The sequence below is a fragment of the Bremerella cremea genome (assembly GCF_003335505.1).
GTDB lineage: Bacteria > Planctomycetota > Planctomycetia > Pirellulales > Pirellulaceae > Bremerella > Bremerella cremea_A.
The window spans coordinates 23,320-43,792 of sequence record NZ_QPEX01000006.1 but is presented as its reverse complement, the minus strand read 5'-3'; the positions used below and the strand labels follow the sequence as shown (position 1 = coordinate 43,792).

The window sequence follows — 20,473 nt, the reverse complement described above, 5'->3', positions numbered from 1 at the left end:
CCTCGAACTTAGTTACGGTGATGCATTCCCAATCGATTGGAAAGGTAGGTCGTCAGAACCGTGGCGAGCGAATCGCGGGTCCGAACCAGGGCGTAATCGATCGTATTCTTGCTGCATTCGCGCCGCATACCCGACGTGAACTCGTTAACCGCTTCCAAATAACCTTCGCGTAGGGCACGGGGGTTACATGTCAGATGGTCGGCGTTTTCCAGGCCTTCAAACCGGGTTGAACCGGAAAAAGGAAAGTCGAGTTCGTCGTCGTCCATCACATGGAAGACCATGACATCGTGTCCCCGTTGCCGCAGAATACGCAGTCCTTTGGCGGTCGCTTCTTGATCGCCGAAGAAATCGGAAATCATCACGACCAAACCGCGGCTCGTGTAGCCTTCGGCAAATTGGCGACAGATAGTCTGCATATCGGTTTTGTCGCGCGGCGACTGGTTGGCCAGGGCGTCGACGATGGTGTTCAAGTGGGTCCGTTTGCTGAGCACCGGCACGCGGTAACGAATCCGATCGTCAAACACGGCACAGCCGACCGCGTCTTGCTGTTTCAAAATCAAATAGGCCAGCGAAGCCGCAATCGTGCAGCCGTAGTCGTACTTGGTCAGCGGACCGTTGCCGTAGCTCATGCTCGCCGAAGCATCGACCAGCATCATGCAGCGGAGGTTGGTGTACTCTTCGTACTGCTTGATAAAGTACTTGTTGTGCTTGCCCCATACCTTCCAGTCGATATGGCGCAGATCGTCCCCGGTCGCGTATTCGCGATGCTGGAGAAACTCGATCGACTGCCCGAAGTAGGGGCTGCGATGAGTACCGGAGAGAAAGCCTTCAACTACATGCCGGGCGCGAAGTTCCAATTTGGAAATCCGCCCGAGTGTCTCAGGATGCAAATATTTTTTGGAATCGGGCATCGCTGGTTAGCTGATCCTCTTTGGCGGGCGTTTCCTTCAAAATCCGATCGATCACGTCGTCGGCCGAGATGCCTTCGCTTTCCGCGCCGTAATTCAGCACGATGCGGTGACGCAGCACCGGCTTAGCCAAAGCTTGGATATCGTCGGTCGTGACATGCGTACGTCCATGCAGCAGTGCGCGGGCTTTGCCGCCTAAAATCAAAAACTGCACGCTACGCGGGCCGGCTCCCCACGAGAGCATCTCGGGAATGAAGTCGGGAATGCCTGGTTCGCCGACGCGAGTCTGGCGGACCAGCGTGATCGCATAGCGAATCACATGATCGGAAGCTGGCACGTCGCGCACCAGGCTTTGCAGTTCGATCAATTCTTCGGCGGTGAGGACCGGTTCCAGCTTGACCGATTGTTTCACGGTCGTGCGGCGGGCGATCTCGAATTCGTCGTCGAAGGTTGGGTACTTCACAAACACCTTGAACATGAAGCGGTCCTGCTGCGCTTCGGGCAGCGGATAGGTCCCTTCTTGTTCAATCGGGTTTTGGGTGGCCAGCACGAAGAACGGATCGGCCAGTTCGTGGCGAACGCGTCCCACGGTCACCGTTCGTTCCTGCATCGCTTCCAGCAAAGCGGCTTGCGTTTTGGGAGGCGTTCGGTTGATTTCGTCAGCCAGAATCACGTGCGAAAAGAGCGGCCCTTGCAAAAAGCGGAACTCGCGATTGCCGGTCGTCTTATTCTCTTCAATGATTTCTGTCCCGGTGATGTCCGCCGGCATCAAGTCGGGCGTGAACTGAATGCGGCTGAAGCTCAGTTCAAGCACCTTGGAAAGGGTGCTGATCATCAGCGTCTTGGCCAGCCCTGGGGCACCTTCTAAAAGGCAATGCCCACGGCTCATCAAGCAGATGAGGAGTTCCTCGATCACTTCCGACTGGCCCACGATGACCTGGCCCAGTTGGTCTAAGATCCGCGTACGCGCGACAGATATTTTCTCGATCGCCGATTCGGCGAACTCTGATTCGGACATCCAGGCTCTTTCCGTTCTGTGAGAGATCTAGGAGAAGAAGCGGTTAAAGCGATTATGACACGGAATCGATTTCCGGATCCTTAAACTTTAACACGCTAATCGTAACTTGTACTGCGCGAAATCACAACATAAATGAAATGTCTCGGTAGCCTCGAAAAGGGGGGTTATTGCTTTTCCGGGTCTTGCTCTTTCCCTGCGTTGGCGGGGAAAGTGTAGTCCGCTTCGGTCGCCGCCGGAGGGGCCGGCGCCGGGGCCTGGTTGGAATCGAAATTCAAGGTGATTTCTCGACCAACCAACTTCAAGTGAACCGAAGAGTCTGCCGGATTACCGAAAAGACTAAAGGTGCTGCTGATCTCGCTGAACTCTTGCCGATAGAGGACGCGACCATCGCGCTTATCGATCAGCAGCACTTCCAGCATTGAATTGGTTTGCGGTGTCCGGGCATCCGGGCGATGAATGCGAGCCAATAAAGCGATTACCGGCAGGCCGCTCGATTGATAACTTTCGACCAGGTAATTGTCGTGAACCAAAGCCGGCGTATCCCACTGAGGCTGGTTGGTCTTGGCATCGAACGCGTAGATCTCACCTCGCAACAGCTTCTCGTTGGTGTTGTACGGAATGCTTTTGAAGTGAGGGTTAGGCTTCTCATCTTGATAAACGGCGATCAGGTATTGATCGTCCGATTCGACTGCTTTCAATTGTAAGATGTCTACCTTGTCTGCCAGAACTTGTTCGTGCAGCACTTCACCGGTAGGGATATTGGTAACGTTTAATTCGCCTGCTTTGTTTAAGGTAACCAAACGGGGGTGGCGTTGCAGCAAGACACCCTTCGTCCCTGAATCGGCTGCAAATGTGCGATGCCAGACTTTCTCTCCGGTCACGGCGTCAAAAGCCTCGAGCCCTTGGGGTTCTTCCTTCGGCTTTTTCTCCCAGGCCAGCACAACGCCATCGCGGACCGTCCAGATTCGATCGCTGCTTGGCAACTCGACCGTGTCGATCAACTCGCCGTTGTCGGCAGAAAGGACCAGCGCGTTGACGGTATTTCCTACTTCACTGCGTGACGATTTGGCGTCTTCCGGAATGGCAACGATATAACGATCGGTAAGGACCAGTTCGCAACCAAGTTCTACGTCGTCCCGTTCCCAGAAGATCGCTCCGGTTTCGGGATCACGACAGTACAAGCGGGTGCCGACCTGATAACAGATCAAATCTTCGTTGCACGCAAATAGTCCAATCGACCTCTGGGTCGTGACATCACGGGCAATTGGTTGCATCCCAGCGAAGGGATTATACGGGTTGGTATGGGCGTCAAACTCGCGGGCGCGTCGAGAAGAGCCACCCAGGCCATTATGCAGGTCGGCAGTCCAGAGCAAACGCGGCGACTCTTCACTCGGAAGCCGCGGCATCATGTTAAATGCTTGTAGTTCGCTGCCGAGCGAAAAGATGAGCAGGTGACCCATTTGCGTGGCGTGCAAAGCCCAGACTTGAGGTTGATAGAGCTTGCGACGGCTTTGGGGCGTGAAGGGAATCCGGACGACGGTGTTTCCAAATTCATCCCGGACGATGATCAGATTCGCTTCGGTATCGAGCAGCAACGAGTAGTCGGTAGGCAGCTCCGAATTTTGTTCATGCAAGCGGAGAGGAAAATTGGCTTGCGTGAAGGTAGTGTTTTCGAGCTTTTTATCTGTGGCTTGGGCCTGGGTGTATGGCCAGAGCTGTTTGTTGCGCACAAGTGCCAAGGCCACCGGGTCCCACTGTTCGAGGGCGACCACTTGGCTGCCGGAACGCTTGCCGTCGACCGGGATACTGGCATATTGATCGATCAACAGGGCAAACCACTGGGCCGACTCGTCCTCGAGACCAGCTTCTTTGAGACCTTTCGCCTGCAAGTAAACCAAGGGGCCAAGCTGCTCGGCTGGAAGGTCGGCGGTTAGCAACGGACGTAGGACCGCTTCTCCTTGCATGATCTTACCAGAGGTCAAGTACGACGTGGCCAGTTTCAGCCTGGCTTCCTGCGTGACTGGGAAGCGAGGGAAGCGATCGATAAAGCGTCTTAATGTGGCGGTGTGGTCCCCTTCCCCGGCAAGTAGTTTGTTCAAGCGGGCTTGGACTTGCTGGTTGGCCTGCTGCTTTTCTGCGGCAGGCATCGCGTCGTACATTTGGCTGATCATGCCCCGGGCCCAGCGATCGGCGGTCACTTCAATCTCTGGGGCAAAGTCGCGGATGATCAGATCGTTAGGGGTGACCTGAGATTGAAGGTATTCGTCGGTCAGGTTAAGGAAATCGAAGTAGTGCGCTAGCGCCTCTTGATATTTTCCTTCCCCGTCTAAACCGCGGGCCGTCAATCGTGCGAGCGAGATCTTCTCGTCGTTCGTGGTTACCAAAGTTTCCATTTGTGGAACGAGATCGCGAAACTTGGTGAAGTCGTCGTTCAGCGCCGCCAAGCCGGTCAGCACAAGCTGGGTGCGTGTTTCTTCCGATGCTTCTAGTTCCAGCGAACGTTGCAGCGAACGCAATGCGGTCTCTAAGTCACCGTCGTGCTTCTGCAATTTGCCGACCAAGCGGAGGGCTTCGGCGTCGTCGGGGTTTTTGTCGAGGCGGGCCTGGACTTCGCGTCGGAGCGCGTCGATTTGTTTGTAAGCGGTGACGTATTCAGGGCTGACCGAAATGACATAGTCTTGATAACAGACCATGTTGCCCAGTTCGCCCACGGCTTCGATCGGGGTGTCTTGGCGCCCGGTGGTGATGTCGATCGGAATGATCTGATTGCGGATGGTGGGTAAGTAATATTTGCTACCCAAACGAAAGCCAAATCCGCTAGGCAAAGCCTGTTCGGGAAGTTCCGATTTCTCCGGCGTCCAGGCGGGTTCGCCCGTTTCGATATCAATCCCGCTCACCGACGTTTTGCCGACAACCATGGCGATGTTCTCTTCGACGGTGACCAAAGCAATGTTGTCGCGCCGAGGGCTTTCCCAGAGCTTCTCGCCGGTTAACAGGTCGAGGCAGTAGAGGTAGTCGGAATCGGTTGGCGTGACTAAGACTTTGCCTTGATGGATGATCGGCGTCCCGTCGCTCCAGCGGTCGGCCATGGAGAGGATATCTTCCCCTTGGTTGTTGCTGGTGATACGGCGAGTCGGGCGATTGCGATTGGGTTCTTTGTATTGAAAGCCCCACAAGAGCGTGCGATTAGCCAAGTCGACCGCAACGATGGCTCCGGTGTTGGTGGGACAAACCAAGATGCCCCCTTTGTGCGAAGGGGTGGCCGCTTGCATCAAGTTGGCCAAGACGTCTCCCGGCGAGGCGGCCGTTTGGCGGGCCAACTGTTGGGTCCAATTGATTTGGCCCGTTTCCGCATCGAGACAAAGCAAACGAATTTCATCGATGATCCCAGCCAAGACAAACAAGTCTTTGCCAATGGGAAGTGGCGGACCAAGAAAACGGGCCTCAGAAAGCTGGTTTTCTTCTTGAATGGGGTCGGCAGCGATCCCACCCAATTGCCACAAGATGGCTCCTTCTCGTTCGATATCGAAGCAATACAGGTGGTTCTGCTGACCGGAAAAAAGGCCGCCTCCTTGCATGTTGCCTGGCGCCAACATTGCTCCCATGGCATCTTCGGGCGAGCTTTGCTCGTGAACGTAGAACAAGCGTTTGCCATCCGACGAGATCAACCCAGAACGAGCGTCAGACCAGATCGCGCGTTCAAACTCTTTGCCCAGCCCAGGGAAAATGGTGGAGATGACATCATCTTCTCGTTCGGACAAGTCGAGCTCGACGGTATCCCACGGAAACTTCCACAAAACCTTCCCGCTATGGATATCGGTGGCCAACAGACCGCCAGGAGTGCGAAAAATGACTTGGTTGGCAACCAGCACCGGATGGATGGCAGGGAAGATCGGGACGCGGTTGTCGCGAAAATGCTGTACCGATTTGTGAATTTCATCTTGCTGTTGCCGGCTGAGTGCCATGCGAGCGTTCCACTGGACTTCCTGGAGCGGTTCACTGCCACGAGAAGGGGCGGTGCGTGATTCCGAGCCTTGGAACATTGTCCAAGCATAAGGAGGGAACTCGCTGAGCGAGCCGACTTGGGTCAGCTGGTCGAGAATTTGCTGGGCGTTCTTATTGGCAATCATCGACTTGGGCAGAAGTTGCTCTAGTTGCTTTTCCTTCAGCAGGTTGTCGATGATTTCATTCGCTGATTCGACTTGCCCTACTTCCTTCAGGCAGATCGCCTTCATGAGGTTGGTTTCGTTCCGATAGTGGCGGGTATTATCCGGCTTGAAGTCGAGGCGGTTCAGGTCGAGCAAAGCTCCTTCCCACTGCCGGTTGTCCATCGCTTTGCGGGCCAGAATGATGGCCGCTTTCTCGCCGGCAGGGGTGAAAATAAATCGGCGGGCGACGTTGGCCAGTTCGCGCTGGTTGTTGGTGGTCAACGCATTCTGCAGCATGGCATCGGGTTCGCCCCCGACCAGCAGCAAGTAGGCTTCCAGAACTTGGGAAGGCAAGGTCTTAACGAGCTTGAGCGTCGACGTTTTGACACTTTCCGAGGTGGTTCCGTCACTCGTTTCCAGCGGAACCAGGTAGTCTTCGTTGTCCTCGACGGCCAGTATTTCGATTAAGTCTTGGGCGGCATCGGTCCAACGCTGTTCGGCGGTGAAATCGTTGATCCGTACCAAACGCATCCGCTCTTCGCGCGGAATGGGCAGAAAGAAGGAAGACTCGAGATCGTTCTGTTCGTCCTCATCGAATTGCCCGGTGGCATTGGCAGCAAGCATGAGGTCGCAGGTCAGCCCACCTAGGGAGGAAGCCTGGGCGGTGCCCTGCGGCAGCAAAAGAATCCCCAAGCCCATAACCCACGCCAGAGTGAATAATCTGCCCCAGCCAGAACAAGCCACGCTTTGGCGGGTGCTAGCGGAAGGTTGAGTCTGAAGATTCCGATACATGAGCATGCCCTGCATTTCCATTGAGGGAAGAAAAGCGGTCACCCGCGGCGGTCCAGCCACGTAAAGCCTCTGCTGAAGCTTAACGGCTTGTTGAGTTTCTCAAATTGCAACAGCGGTAGAAAAATCAACACGCTGATAATGTACTCTATTCCAGCTTCCGTTAGGAAAACAAGTTTTGTCGATTATAGACCGTCGATTTGTTAGGGCATTTCGTGCGGTCTAGAGAAGCCTGCTAGCGGATGAGAAGTACGCAGATTGGACCAAACAGGACATTTGAAGCGAGAAAATGGGGCTTAAAATGGGTGCCCGAGGCAGGTTTGGCCCTTAAAAAAAAGGGTTGTTTGGCCCTATTTCGAGGTCGCCAGACCGAATTTCCGGCAATTTTCCTTCAATTTCCCGGTAAAAAGGGCGTTTTACGCTTTGGCTGTCTTGAAAAAACGTGGCAAACTTCTTTAATCGACGCGTTCCGGAAATCGGATTTTTGTGACCCATTTTTACATTGGATAGCCTTTCTAGTAGGGAAACCCCATGGCAAAGAAAGCTGCAGCTGCAACCGTCAAAAAACCCCTTACCAAGACCCAACTGCTGACGAACATCTCGGAAGCCACGGGCATTGCGAAGAAGGATGTCAGCGCGGTCCTAGACTCGCTGTCCGCAGAGATTGGTAAAGCCCTCGGACGTAGCGGCGCCGGTGCGATCGCCATTCCTGGCATCGTGAAGATCGAAAAGAAGAAGGTTCCGGCCAAGCCTGCTCGCAAAGGTGTGCCTAACCCGTTCAAGCCAGGCGAGCTGATGGACGTTCCGGCCAAGCCGGCCTCGACCAAGGTCAAGGTTCGCCCTCTAAAGAACCTGAAAGAAATGGTCTAAGCTCTTTGCCCGTATGGGCTTAGGAAGCAGTGGCCAAGAACGAATCAAGCCCTCAAGATGAGTCATCTTGAGGGCTTTTTTTATGGGCGAGAACTAACTTGTGGGCTAAAAGCGACGGAAACTCGAAGTTCCGCCGCGATTTGCCGAAGTGGTCAGAGCCGGGATCGAACCGGCGACACATGGATTTTCAGTCCATTGCTCTACCAACTGAGCTATCTGACCTTGCTAGGAAGGAGCTAAGTCTAGAGATCTCCTGGGTGGATGTCAACTGGGGGAACCACTGACTGCGGTTGATGTTACAAGTTTCTTGCACAGGGTCGATTCTGAGCCAAGAAAAACAGAAGTGCAGGCAGTTCTACAGGATGGCCATGTCAAAAAGTGCATGTATTTCTGCATAAATTAACAATCTGCGCGTATTTCGACAACTTGCTTGACACGGTAGTCATTCGTTCCTAGCCTTAACATCAACGCATATTGAGAGATAGCTTTGCCCTTAAGTACTGCTTTTGGGGCGACGCTCAGCCCCTCAGTTGTACCCAATTCGGGAAATCTGTTTGCCTAAAGCGATGCTATCGCGTTAAGTTCAGCGGATTAGACCGACTATTGGGTCGCGCTCTTCATCGCTGGAACAGAGATACAATTTGAATGCCTTCTTATACGAAACCATCGTGGACGGTTTGCGCCTACATGCTTGGGTTCTTCGGGATGGTGGCTGGATGGAATTCGACGGCGCAGGCCTTGAATCCGAAGTCTCCCGAAGTTCTTGAAATCGTTGCTGGCGCTAACAAATTCTTGCAGTCTTCCAAGCCCTACAGCCGTATCGGTGGCAGATGCCTCGTTGCGCTAGCTCTCTATAAATCGGGCACTAAGCCAGATCACCCACTCATTAAGGGGGCTTTGGCCGACTGTAAAAAGTTCGCCGCCACCGTTCCCAAGTTTGAACACGATGCTGTCTACGACGCAGGGATGGTGTTGATTCTGCTCTGTGAGCTCGATCCCTACTCGAACCATCAAGAGATCGAAAACCTGGTCGAGTTCTTTGTGAAATGCCAGAAAGGCCATGGTGGTTACGGGTATGCCGAGAAAGATACCGGCGACAATTCGATGACCCAGTACGCAGCGCTCGGGCTGTGGTTAGCCAAAGCGAATCAGTTTGATGTTCCCATCGAAACGATCGCGGGCATGACCAACTGGGTGATGTCGGTGCAAGATCCTTCGGGCGGTTTTGGCTATCAAGGGATTGTTTCGCCACGTGGCAAAGCACGCGTACAACAAGCGGACATTCGCCCAAGCTTGACGACTGCTGGTCTTTGCTCGCTATATGTTTCGGCAAATGTCCTTGATTTGGGGGGGCAGCGGAAAAAAGCAGACTCGGACGTCCCCAGCGGCTTCACCGAAATCGACGAAGAGAAAAAGGCCGACAACAAAAAGGCCCGCGAGTTGGTCGACGTGGGGGCCCTGCAATCGGTGAAAGATTTGGGCGGCCAATGGATGGACAAGCATTTCACCGTCGAGGGGACACGTTGGCAATTGTATTACCTGTACGCTTTAGAGCGTTACAAAGCGTTTGAAGAGCTCGACACCGGTAAGCCGGACCCGGAGCCGATGTGGTACCAAGCAGGCTTCGAGTTCATAAAAAAGTGCCGTCTAGACGACGGCAGCATTAAGGCCTTCGACGAAGACCATACCATTGGCTCGGCCTTCTCGATTCTTTTCCTGGTCCGCGGAACAACGGCCACCCTCAAGAAGCATGTGAAGTCGTTCGACAACGGCTTGTTGGCTGGCGGACGCGGTTTGCCCGACGACTTGTCTGAAGCCGAGCTTCGCAACGGCAAAGTGGTCAACGTGAAAGAGATTCCTGAAACGAAGCGTTTTCTGGAAATGCTGAATTCCGACGACGGTTCGCTCGACGACCTGGTCGACGCCGATGTCGCTTTCGATTTGAACCTGGATGGCGATAGTCGCGAGATTGCTCTCAAGGCGGTGCGACGCAAGTTACGGCAAGGAAGCTATGCTTCACGCATCATGGCTATTCGGGCCATCGAGAGCGTCAAAGACTTTGAAAGTGTGCCTGATCTGATTTATGCCTTGTCCGATCCTGATCCGCGGGTGGCTATCGAAGCCCGCGATGCCTTGCGTTTTGTGAGTCGCAAAATCGATGGCTTTGGCATGCCGTCCGATCCCACTCCGCCCGAACGGGAAGCAGCGATTCAAAAGTGGAAAGATTGGTACTTATCGTTACGCCCCAACGCGATTTTTCTGAACTGACGCGTAACCGCTAATCTCTCCCACCTAGAAAGCAACAAGTTCTATGGCCTCAATTGCCACGGAAAATAAGAAAAAGAAAAAGCCTCGGCACCACGATCTGGCCAAGGTTTCGGCCTACGACCAGGTTTCCAGCATGTTGGTCGCCTTGCTCGTGATGGTGGCTACCGGCGTGGGAGTGTTGTTTGTCATTTATCTGACAACGCGCAACTGGGACACGGCGGTCAACATTCCGGTGATTATCGAACCGGCGGCTGGTCGGGGGGACCATGCGATGGGGGTTGCTCAAGATTTAGAAGCCCCCGGCTTGGAAGAACTGGAAGAAGTGCTGGAACCGCAAGTCGAAGCGAATCTGGAAGCGGTGACCGATGCCGTCACTTCCCAGGCCGCTTCGCTGGAATCGATCGAAGGGGCAATCACAACGACCTCGGGCAATGGTGGCCAAGGCGATAGCCGCCCCCTCGGCCCGGAAGGCACCGGCCCCGACTTGGTTCCTCGCTGGGAACGATGGCAAATCGAGTTCGCCTCGACCGACCTGATTACTTATGCCAAGCAGTTGGACTTCTTCAAGATCGAATTAGGCGTGGCCGGTGGTGGCTCTCGTACGATCGAATACGCCTCGAACTTTGCCTCAGGGGGTGTTCGCACACGTTCAGGGCCGGGCGACAAGGAAGATCGCTTGTACTTCACTTGGAAGTCTGGCTCGCTGCGCCAAGCCGATATCGCGCTACTCGACCGAGCCGGCGTGAACTCGACCGGACGTATTCCTATGCAGTTCTATCCGGCGGACACCGAGAACTTGCTGGCCTACGTCGAGCAACAATACATGGGGGATAAGCCCTTGCAAACCGTTAAGAAGACGATCTTCGGAATCCGCGCCAAAGGCAGCGGGTACGAGTTCTTCGTCATGCGTCAAAATTATCGTCAACCGAGATAAGCCGAAAGCGAATACAGCGGTACCTACAACATGGATATTTCCGGACTAACTAGTATCTTCGCGACGTCGATGTACGGCGCGTTGGCCTTAATCGCCTTGTGGGGCGCGTATTGCATCGTGGTCATTTGGATGCGAGTCGCCCAGAAGCGATTTCGTAACGAGATGCAACAAGACGCTTTCCTGGAAGCGGTGGAAGAACCGCTGGCTCGGGGCGACTTTGAAGAAGCAAGCGAACTGTGCGAAAGCGATCCGCGGGCACTGCCTCAACTGGCTTACTTGGCCATCGAAAACCGCGAGATCGGTTATTCGCAGGTGAAGCAGTTGATTGTCGAGCGTTTCCAACGCGACGTCCTGGCCGACCTCGATCATCGCATCAGTTGGGTCAACACCGTGATCAAAGGAGCCCCAATGGTCGGGCTGCTGGGGACGGTGACCGGGATGATGGGGGCGTTCGCCAAGCTCGCTTCGGCGGCCCAGGTGGAAGCCAGCCAAATGGCCAACGACATCAGCTTGGCTCTGATTACCACGGCACTCGGCCTGGTGATCGCCATTCCGCTGACCTTCTGTTTGAACAGCATCAACATCCGCATTCGCAAAATGGAAGACCTGGTCGCCGTCGGGCTGACCCGCTTTCTGGCCGCCCTGCGCGAGGCAATCGCCAACGAGACGGTTCACGAACTGGAAGAGATCGAATCGCACTCGATGGCCGGCACCGAGTAGCACGAAAGGAAGCGGAATATGTCCGACCACATGGTGGAACTTGATGAAGGGGAAGTCATGCCGGCCCGCAAAAGGCCGGACAGTGGCGATCTCGACATCACGCCGATGATCGATATTACTTTCCTGCTGCTGATCTTTTTTATCGTGACCTCGAACCTCGATCAGCAAAGTGCGGCCAAGATGCCAACCGCAGAGAACGGCACCAGCGTTACGACCAGTAAATCGGCCGTGCTGACGGTCACCCCTGGCGGTAGCGAAGGACGAGCCCTCGTTTATCTAGGCGATGGTGTCAGTGCGGAGATGCTCGCCAGCGATAACGACTTAAACCGTCAAGAAGAACAAATCGCGGACTATATCGAAGGGCTGTTTTCGGGCAAGGCCGATGGAGGTGTGCCCAAGGTCCATTTGCTGGTCAAAGCGGACGGGAAAGTCGCATCCGGCGAAGTGAACCGAGTGATGCTGGCCGCCCTACGAACCGGTGCGGTCGAAGAAGTCGATCGGGTGTTCATCGGAACGGAGTACAAGAAGAAGTGAAACACGCTCACGACCATTTCCGATTTCGCTGTCCCGCTTGCGGCGAGTCTTTGACGGCCACGTTCGACATGGTCGGCGGGGTAACGTATTGCTCGGAATGCGATACCCGTTTAGAGGTGCCCAAGCCGACTCACTTCGACGATTCCGACGAGGAGCAATTCGAAGAACTAAGCGAGGTCGATGTCGTTACCAAGAAGCGGCCTGCCCCGGTTCCGCACGAAAGCGTCATCGCCCAAGAGGCCCCGGTGGCGTTCTCGAAAAAACGAGATGGCGAAGATGGCGAGCTCGACTTAACGCCAATGGTCGACGTTACCTTCTTGCTGCTGATCTTCTTCATGGTGACCGCCTCGTTTCAAATCCAGAAATCGATGCAAATTCCAGCTCCGAAAGACAACTCCCCCAGCAGTGTCTCGCAGCAGGAAGAACCGGAAGACGATCCCGATAACATCTTGGTGCGGATCGATTCGTTCAATACCTATTACGTCGGCTGCGCTGCTTGGGACCAAGAACGCGAAGCTCCGAGCGAGCAGGAGCTTTATCGCCAGGTGCGCGCGGCCCGCGATTCCAATTCTGCCAGTCCACCACGCACGCTGATTGTGATCGCGCATGAAGAGTGCTTGCACGAGAAGGTCGTGACGGCCTTGGATGCCGGGATGGATGCTGGGGTTGACTCGATTCGATTGCAGTCGACCGAAGAGGACATGTGACGTTCGCCTGACAACCTTGTTATCGCTTACCAGATACGTTCACTAGCAGAGACCAATAGCCACGATGAACATTTCGGACCTCCTCGACTTGATCGAAGCCCACGACTACATGGCGGAGAACCAAATTTCCGCCATTCGTCGCCAGCATGCTTCCGGCAGCTTGGACACGACGATCGAGGAACTCGTGCAGTTTCTGCTCGATCGGCAGCGGCTGACGAAGTATCAAGCGAAGAAACTTCTTTCCGAAGTCAAAGCCGGCGTCAAAGCCGATTCCCTTGCGGTTCCTCCCGGTCGTGCCGGCGCAGGCGATAAATGGGCCAGCCCTTCCCAAGAAGAAGACGATTTCGGCGGAGCAGCCGTCGGTGATCTGGGAGGACTAGACGGCTTTCCGACCTCGGAAGAAGCACTCGGCGAGGGAGACCCTTTCGGGCTGGGCAGTGGTGATGGTTTCGGGACCGAAGAGGAAGAGAAAGATCCCTTAGCCGACCAGGAAGAAGAGGACGGCAAAGGGAAGAAGAAAAAGAAGAAGTCGGGCCACACCAAAAAAGAATCACGGAAGAATCCGTGGGAATCGCCTTTGTTGCTCTTTGGCGGCGGGGGCTTGGTGCTGTTGCTGATGGTAGGTGCCCTGCTCTACTTCTGGCTCTCGTTCGATAGCGGCGACGAAATGTTCCAGGCCGCCGAACAAAGCTATCGCAGCGGCTCGTACGTGCAAGCAGCCACCGAGTACGAGAAGTTCGTCAAACGTTTCCCTGATCACCCCAGTGCTCCGCTGGCGGAAGTCCGTTATGGGATGTCCAGCTTGTGGCATGCCGTGGAAGGCGGGGCGAATTGGGAATCGGCATTAACCACCACCCAAACCGTGCTGCCAGAAATCGAGACGTTGCCGGCCTTCGACGAAGCTCGTCCCGAACTGGCGACCATTCTGCCTGAAATTGCTGCCGGCTTAGCCGAAAACGCTCAGCTTACCAACGACCTAGAAAAGAAGAAGCACCAGTCGACCTTGGCCGACCAGGCGATGGAATTGGTCAACAATCCCAGTTACCTCCCGACCTCGCTGCGGGAAGCCCAACAGTCGCGGATCGATACGATTGAGATGAACTTGATCCGCGTGCGGCGTGATATCGAGCGCGATCAGGCTCGTAACGAGACCCTGGTCCAAATCGAAAAAGCCTCGTCGGAAGGTAAATTCCAAGAGGTCTATCAGCTTCGTCGTTCGCTGCTGAACGGTTATCCCAACTTGCGAACGGACGACGCCCTCAGCAAAGCGGTTTCGGCTGCAGCGATGACATTGGTCGATCAGGTGAAGCCGATCAGTGACTTCCCGGTTCCGGCTACCAACGATCCGGCCCAGGACAGCGCGTTCGCTCAAATCACCTTCGTGCAGCACGAACCCAACTTGCCTGCCGATCCCAATTCGGACGTGGCCGTGTTTCGCCTCGATGGAACGGCCTACGCGATCGAACTGAATTCAGGGCACTTGCTTTGGCGACGTTTTGTCGGCGTGGCCAACGATGCTCAAGCGGTCTCGTGGACGAGCCAAAATGGCCAAGGGATGGCCGGGCTGATCGATTCCACCCGCAACCAGTTTCTGGCCCTCGACAAACGAACCGGCAAGCTGGCTTGGCGGCAAGAGTTTGCCAGCGAATTGTTTCGGCCTCAAGTGCTTGACGGTGCGATCTACTTGCCTGAACGAGACGGCAAAGTTTGGAAACTGGCCTGTGATACCGGCGAAGTGGAAGCCGCCGTCACCTTGCCGCAGCAAGTCGCCGCCCCGCTGGGGATGTTGTCGGAAGTGGCTGCCGTGTACGTGGTGGCCGAGCACTCGAACGTGTTTGCCCTTTCAACCAACGATTTGAAGTGTGTGGAAGTGATCCCCGTGGGGCACGAAGTCGGCACGATCACGGTGGCCCCCACCGGAACGCTGCGTCACTTGTTCCTCTTCGAGAACGCTGGCCTCGAATTTAGCTTCGTGCATCTTTACACGGTTGGGGCTGGCGGGGGCCAGGTGAAGCTGGCCCAAGATACCGTTCGCCAATCGGGTCGCGTGGTGGTTTCGCCTTCGATTGCCGATTCCCGCGTCGTGGTGACCAACGACCGGGGCGAAGTGATGATCTATGAAGTCAACATGGCCACTAAGGACGACCCGGTTCGCCTGGTGGCAGCCACGAAGTCGGACAGTGCCGAACCGATCATCGGTTACACCGGCGTCGACCGTGGCACGCTATGGGTCTGCGGCAATCGTATGACACGCTACGTAATGCAGCTTTCTCGCGGCTCGGTGGTGCGAAAGATGGTCGATCACGACAGCGATACTTTTGTCGCTCCTCCGATCATCTTAGGAGATCAAATCATTCACGCACGGCGCAATTCCGACGCGTTGGGATTTGTCGTTCAGGCACAAAGGATCGCGGCCACCAAGCTTACGAACATTTGGGAAACGACCATCGGTACGCCGACCGCTGGGCCCGCTTTCGAACTGGAAGGTGCCAAGCTACCCCTGGTGGCCACCTCGCGCGGGACCGTGTTCGACTTGCCGAGCGTCGCCGAGGGAACCTCGCAAATCGTCGACAAGCCGCAAGCCAAGCTCGACGTGACGACGCAACATTATCAATTTATGGGTGGGGCTGCGGTCGATCCTGAAAACCAGGTCTTCTATCCCCCCGACGACGAAACCCGCTCGCTGGTGGTCGACACCACTAACGGAAAGGTCACGGCTCGTCTGATTGCCTGGGAGATCCCCGCTACGGCTCGCAACACACGGCCATTGTTGTGGGAGAAGCACATCCTGGTGCCAACCAAAATGGGGCAGATCATGGTGGTTGATCCCATCACCGGGGCCTCTGATATTCATCCGTATCAACCGGAACTGGCCTTCGGCGAAGAGGTTGATTGGGCCCCGCCGGCACCGGTTGGGGGAAGCGATCCTTCGGTGATCCTTTCCGATCGTCTCGATAACCTTTATCGCCTGGGAATCATTCCCACGCCGGAACCTCACTTGGCTGCACTATCGCAAGTGAAGCTGGCCGATCAGATGTCTGGTTCGATGGCCGTGGCCGGCTTGATGCTGGTGGGGGTTGGCACGAACGATGGCCACGACGTCGTGCGATTGTTCCAACTGCCGGAAATGGCAGAACAAAAACCGATTGCCATCACCGGCGATGTGGTCTTCTCGCCCAAGCATGTCAATGGTCGGGTCTATTGTGCAACCTCAAGCGAAGGCTTGCTGGCCATTCAAGACGACTTCTCGTTGGCCTGGAATCGGCCCCTGGAAGGTCGCCAAATTGTCAGCGGACCGCTGCCGGTAGGCGATAACCTGGCCATCTCGTTCCAGCATGGCGAAGTCTGGCTGCTTAGTGCCCAGACAGGCGAAGTGATCGAGCAGTTCAACGTTGGCGAACCGTTGGTCGATGGCCTTTCGTGGAGCCAAGGACAACTGTGGGCCCACGGCTACGATGGCACCTTGCATCGCATTCCGGTGGAGGGAGCGAACTAGTGTTTTTATCTCGATACGCAACCCGCATCACGATCGCTCGCTTGGTACTCGGCTTAGCGCTGGGCTTGTCGGCTCTTGCTTGCTCGCCGGCGTATGCCGCCGACGAAAAGCCAAAGGCCGAGCCGGAAATCCCGGCCGACATGAAGAAACCACTCGTCGAGCGGGACCCCTACGATCTGATCACCGTCAAAGCGGGCGACAAGATCGAGCAGCATCGGATTAAACCGCTTCAATTCGAAGGCGGAAGGCCGCCAGCCAACCCGACCGGCGCCTTTCAAGTCGAGTTGCTCGAGTTCCCAGGACGCAAGTTTCAAATCTCGTGGAAGTCGATACAGCGTTACCAAACGTTCCCGCAACTCCTTATGGAAGACGCCAACGCCAAGTTGAAAGCGAAAGAATTCGACGCGGTGTTCGCCTACTTGCAGCGGATGAAGGGGGAATATCCTGGCTATCCCGGCATCGAGCAGATTCTCGAACAACTGCTTATTCAAAACGCGCTCGAGCGCTACAACGCCGGCGCGCTTGACGAAGCACTCGGGATGCTGGAAGAGGCGCACAAGCGGTTTCCCAACCGAGGCAACACGCTCACTTCCATTCAAAGCGTGGCGCAGCGATTGGTTCAATCCGAAATCGACGCCAAGCAGTGGGCTTCGGCCCGGCTGTTGATGAAACGCTTCGAGGATAGCTACGGGGCGGCGTTCGCGGCGCCGGTGAAACGATGGCGGGCCGAACTGGCCGGGCTGGCCGAAGCCCAACTCGAGAACGCTCGTCAGCAAGAGCAGAAAAACGACCTACGTCAGGCGCTCAAACTGACAGAACTGGCCCTGGCCATCGATCCGACCTTGCCGGAAGCTCCGGAAAGACTGGCCGATCTCGTTCGGCGTTACCCTCAGGTTCGTATCGCCACCCTGGCCCCCGGCGAAGCAACCCCGCCACACGCCACGTTAACCGCCACTGGGCGGCGGAACAAACGGTTGAGCTATCGCGATCTGTGCGAGATTGTCGGCTACGGGCCAGAAGGTGGCGAATACATCTCCCCCTACGGATCGGTGTTGCGTCCGATTGATCGCTTCGAGCTTTCGATCGTGCTGCGTGACCGGCTGACATCGATCACCGGTTTCGATTTGGCTCGGCAGTTGGAAGATCCTGCTTCGCAGCAAGACCCGATTCTGGCGAACCTGACACCGCTGATTGAAAATTTGGCCGTCCAAGAGATTCGCGAATTGAACATGCGCATGCGAATACCGCACGTCCGTCCCGAAGCGCTGCTGGGCTTCGTCCCGCGTAAGAACGATTTCGGCACGTTTCCGATTCCTCCCAATGGCCCCTACCGCCCATTGAAAGTGAAAGAAGGCCAGGCTTTTGTCCCTACGGAAGAGACCAAAGCCGCCTCGAAGCAGTCTCCCAGCGAGATTTTGCTGATGCCGTTTCAATCGTCCGACGATGCCCTTACCGCCTTGCGAAACGGCGAGGTTCACATGATCGACCACCTGGACCCTTCCATCGCGAAACGGATGTCGGCCGAAACGCCAGAGGGCCTGGTCGTCGATTACTATCGTGCTCCGACGATGCACCTGCTGATTCCGAATTTGAATCATCCGTACCTAAAGAACCGCGATTTCCGCCGCGGGCTGTTGTACGGGATAGACCGGCAAGAGATTCTCAACTCGCGCCTGTTAGGTGGCCTCGACGTCGATGGCTGTCGCACCCTCAGTGGGCCGATTCCCAGCGGGGTGAGCCCCGACGATCCGGTCTCTTACGGGTACGACATTTCAATCGAGCCACGTAAGTACGAACCGGTGATGAGCGTCACGCTCCGCCGCTTGGCTGAGATTCAAATGAAGAAGGAAGCCGAAGAAGACATGCAAGAGATGCCGAAGCTAGAGAAGCTGGTGATCGGCCATCCCAATTCCGAAGTGTCGCGGCAAACGTGCCTGGCGTTAGTGCAGTATTACAAGCGTCTGGCGTTGCCGGTCGAGTTAAAAGTGGTAAGCCCGGAAGAAACCGACCCTGAAAAAGCAGGCGTCGATCTGTTGTACGTCGAAGTTCAAATCGCCGAACCGCTGGTCGACATTCCGCGGCTGTTTCAAACCTACGTGCCGGAAGCTCAGCAGACGCAATACTTCCAGTTGGCACTGCGGCAGCTTGGCGACGCACGGACCTGGCAGGAAGTTCGCGAACGGTTTTGGTCGTTCCACCGCCTGGCCCATGACGATCTGCTGATTATTCCGCTGTTTCAAATGCGTGATTACTTTGTTTACCGACGCTCGCTTGGGGGCGTGGGGTATCAACCGATGAGTCTGTTTCAGCAAGTCGAACGTTGGAACATCGCCCCTGTTTTAGACATGGTTCAGAATTGAATTTTCCAGCGATGACATACCGGCAGAAAATTCGACGTGTGCTTCTCGCGGCATGCTTGGGCATGTTCGTCGGCAGCTCGTTCACCCTGGCCGCTGATAAACGGCCTTGGGAGGTCGCCCCTTATCGCACCTTGGTTTGGCTCGATATCGATCCCTCGTGCCACGTCGATGCCGCGTTTACCGATCGGTTATCACGGCAGTTGGAAGAAGTTCGCTATGCTTCCAGCGGTTCGGTGTGGGAAACGACGATCGCTCCTTCCCCGCTCGATTTAACCCGCTGGTATCGGCCCGATGCCGATGTCGAGCGGTTCGTCGAACGCCTCAGGGCCAACGACATCGAGCCAGAGAAGTGGGACCGGGTGATGCTGATTTCCATCAAACGGGATGCGGCCTGGGAAATTGATTTCCGCGAATACGATAGCATGACCAACAGCCTGGGCAGCCACCATGCAACTTCCGTTTTGCAGCGCGAGCTGATCCCTACGGAAACGTTAAAGCTGGTTTACGAGAAGTTCCTGCCCCTGACTCGGATCGATAACGTCGATAAGAAAAAGGTCTCGCTGGGGCTTAAAGGGGCTACCTTGGTCGAAGAGGAAAACCTCGGTCGCCATCAGCAATATCTGAACGCGGTCGAGTTTATCCCGCCGGCGGAAGATCAGACAATCGACTGGAAGAAACCTTCCGTCGTGAATCAAGCCGAAGTCCCCTACCCTGATTTCATCCCCGGCATGGTTGGCATTGGCGAAGCGTTTCAGCCGGTACTGCGCCGCAACGACCGGCAAGGCAACCTGGTCAAAGAGAACGGCATCATGTTCATGCCGTGGACCTACATCACCTGCGAAGAAAACGACGGGCTCCAAATTCGCGGCACCATGGTATCCGGTTTCAACACGCCGCTGCCAGGCCGCCGAAACGTGCGTACCCAGCGTATCGCGATTGGAATTCGACCTGCTCAAGAAACAACGCGTCTGCAGTTAGTTGACAAGTCCGCCGAAGATGTCCCTTTGGCAGGCTACGAGATCTACTCGAAAGATCCTGACGGCGCCACGTTGATCGGGGCCTCGAACCCCAACGGCTACATCGAAATTCCCACCAACCCGGCCAGCGCAGTGCGTCTGCTGTACGTGCGTAGTGGTGGTAACTTGCTGGCACGTTTGCCGATGGTCCCTGGTTTCGAGCCCCAATCGACGGCTCGAATCACCAACGATAGCCCTCGTTTGCTGGCCGAAGGTTTCCTGGAAGGTTGGCGCGATCAACTGGTCGACACCATGGCCCGCCGTCAAATCTTAGCCCAACGTGTGCAGCGCAAGATCGACTCCGGCGACCTCGACGGCGCCCAAAAGTGGCTCGACGAACTACGAACCGGACGCACCGTCAACGAACTTGCCTTCGAACTACGAACCTTCAAAGGACAATTTCTCAAAGGCAACCTCGACCCCACCATCAAACGCCGCATCGACGACCTCTTCGAAAAAGGCCAACGCCTAGTCGCCCAAGATAAAAGCGTCCTAATCGAATCGGACCTCTCCAGCCAACTGGAAAAAGCCCGGGCCAAGAAGTAAACGCAACGCGTTAGGAATAGCTCGAAAACTAGAATCCCGCCATGGGTTGTTTAAGCGACGGTTGGCGTGATTTGAGCTTTTCTATGAGTCTAGGCCATCAGCGACAAAGCTTGCATACGTGGTCGATCGGTTCAAGCTAGGGTAAGTTGATCGAATGCC

Annotated in this window: 12 protein-coding genes and 1 tRNA gene; 9 read left to right on the top strand and 4 right to left on the bottom strand. The window is 55.7% G+C overall.

Features of this window, described 5'->3' with window-relative positions; translation table 11 throughout:
• Positions 1 to 8: 8 nt before the first annotated feature.
• From DTL42_RS00700 to DTL42_RS00690, 3 genes are all read right to left on the bottom strand, one after another.
• On the bottom strand, positions 9 to 911 hold the full coding sequence (locus DTL42_RS00700) for a DUF58 domain-containing protein (RefSeq protein WP_114366753.1): 903 nt from the start codon (positions 909 to 911) through the stop codon (positions 9 to 11).
• The gene (locus DTL42_RS00695; RefSeq protein WP_114366752.1) at positions 880 to 1,926 is read right to left on the bottom strand and encodes an AAA family ATPase; all 1,047 of its coding nucleotides are present in this window, start codon (positions 1,924 to 1,926) and stop codon (positions 880 to 882) included. The genes DTL42_RS00700 and DTL42_RS00695 overlap by 32 nt, the downstream gene beginning before the upstream one ends.
• Positions 1,927 to 2,090: 164 nt before the next feature.
• Positions 2,091 to 6,866, bottom strand: a complete 4,776-nt coding sequence (locus tag DTL42_RS00690; RefSeq protein ID WP_158545178.1) for a PQQ-binding-like beta-propeller repeat protein — start codon at positions 6,864 to 6,866, stop codon at positions 2,091 to 2,093.
• Between the two features lie 528 nt (positions 6,867 to 7,394).
• Here DTL42_RS00690 and DTL42_RS00685 point away from each other — a divergent pair.
• Positions 7,395 to 7,733, top strand: coding sequence for an HU family DNA-binding protein (locus tag DTL42_RS00685; protein ID WP_114366750.1), 339 nt, complete (start codon positions 7,395 to 7,397; stop codon positions 7,731 to 7,733).
• 149 nt (positions 7,734 to 7,882) lie between these two features.
• Here the strand turns inward: DTL42_RS00685 and DTL42_RS00680 are convergent.
• Positions 7,883 to 7,955: transfer RNA gene (locus DTL42_RS00680), tRNA-Phe, on the bottom strand.
• A gap of 423 nt (positions 7,956 to 8,378) precedes the next feature.
• Here DTL42_RS00680 and DTL42_RS00675 point away from each other — a divergent pair.
• The 8 genes from DTL42_RS00675 to DTL42_RS00640 all read left to right on the top strand — a co-directional run bounded on the left by DTL42_RS00675 (position 8,379) and on the right by DTL42_RS00640 (position 20,314).
• The gene (locus tag DTL42_RS00675; protein WP_114366749.1) at positions 8,379 to 10,001 is read left to right on the top strand and encodes a hypothetical protein; all 1,623 of its coding nucleotides are present in this window, start codon (positions 8,379 to 8,381) and stop codon (positions 9,999 to 10,001) included.
• A gap of 43 nt (positions 10,002 to 10,044) precedes the next feature.
• Positions 10,045 to 10,935 (top strand): hypothetical protein, encoded by an 891-nt coding sequence (locus DTL42_RS00670; protein WP_114366748.1) that lies wholly within the window; start codon positions 10,045 to 10,047, stop codon positions 10,933 to 10,935.
• A gap of 30 nt (positions 10,936 to 10,965) precedes the next feature.
• Positions 10,966 to 11,655 carry a MotA/TolQ/ExbB proton channel family protein gene (locus DTL42_RS00665; protein WP_114366747.1) on the top strand — a complete coding sequence of 230 codons (690 nt, stop codon included), beginning with the start codon at positions 10,966 to 10,968 and terminating at the stop codon, positions 11,653 to 11,655.
• 18 nt (positions 11,656 to 11,673) lie between these two features.
• On the top strand, positions 11,674 to 12,189 hold the full coding sequence (locus DTL42_RS00660) for an ExbD/TolR family protein (protein WP_114366746.1): 516 nt from the start codon (positions 11,674 to 11,676) through the stop codon (positions 12,187 to 12,189).
• A complete protein-coding gene (locus tag DTL42_RS00655; protein WP_114366745.1) occupies positions 12,186 to 12,896 on the top strand; it encodes an ExbD/TolR family protein in 711 nt (236 codons plus the stop codon). The genes DTL42_RS00660 and DTL42_RS00655 overlap by 4 nt, the downstream gene beginning before the upstream one ends.
• A 64-nt stretch (positions 12,897 to 12,960) precedes the next feature.
• Entirely contained in the window at positions 12,961 to 16,392 is a 3,432-nt protein-coding gene (locus DTL42_RS00650; RefSeq protein ID WP_114366744.1) for a PQQ-binding-like beta-propeller repeat protein, read from the top strand.
• A complete protein-coding gene (locus DTL42_RS00645) occupies positions 16,392 to 18,752 on the top strand; it encodes an ABC transporter substrate-binding protein (RefSeq protein ID WP_114366743.1) in 2,361 nt (786 codons plus the stop codon). Before DTL42_RS00650 ends, DTL42_RS00645 begins: the two co-directional genes overlap by 1 nt.
• Before the next feature lie 11 nt (positions 18,753 to 18,763).
• Positions 18,764 to 20,314, top strand: a complete 1,551-nt coding sequence (locus tag DTL42_RS00640) for a hypothetical protein (protein WP_147274111.1) — start codon at positions 18,764 to 18,766, stop codon at positions 20,312 to 20,314.
• Positions 20,315 to 20,473: the final 159 nt, after the last annotated feature.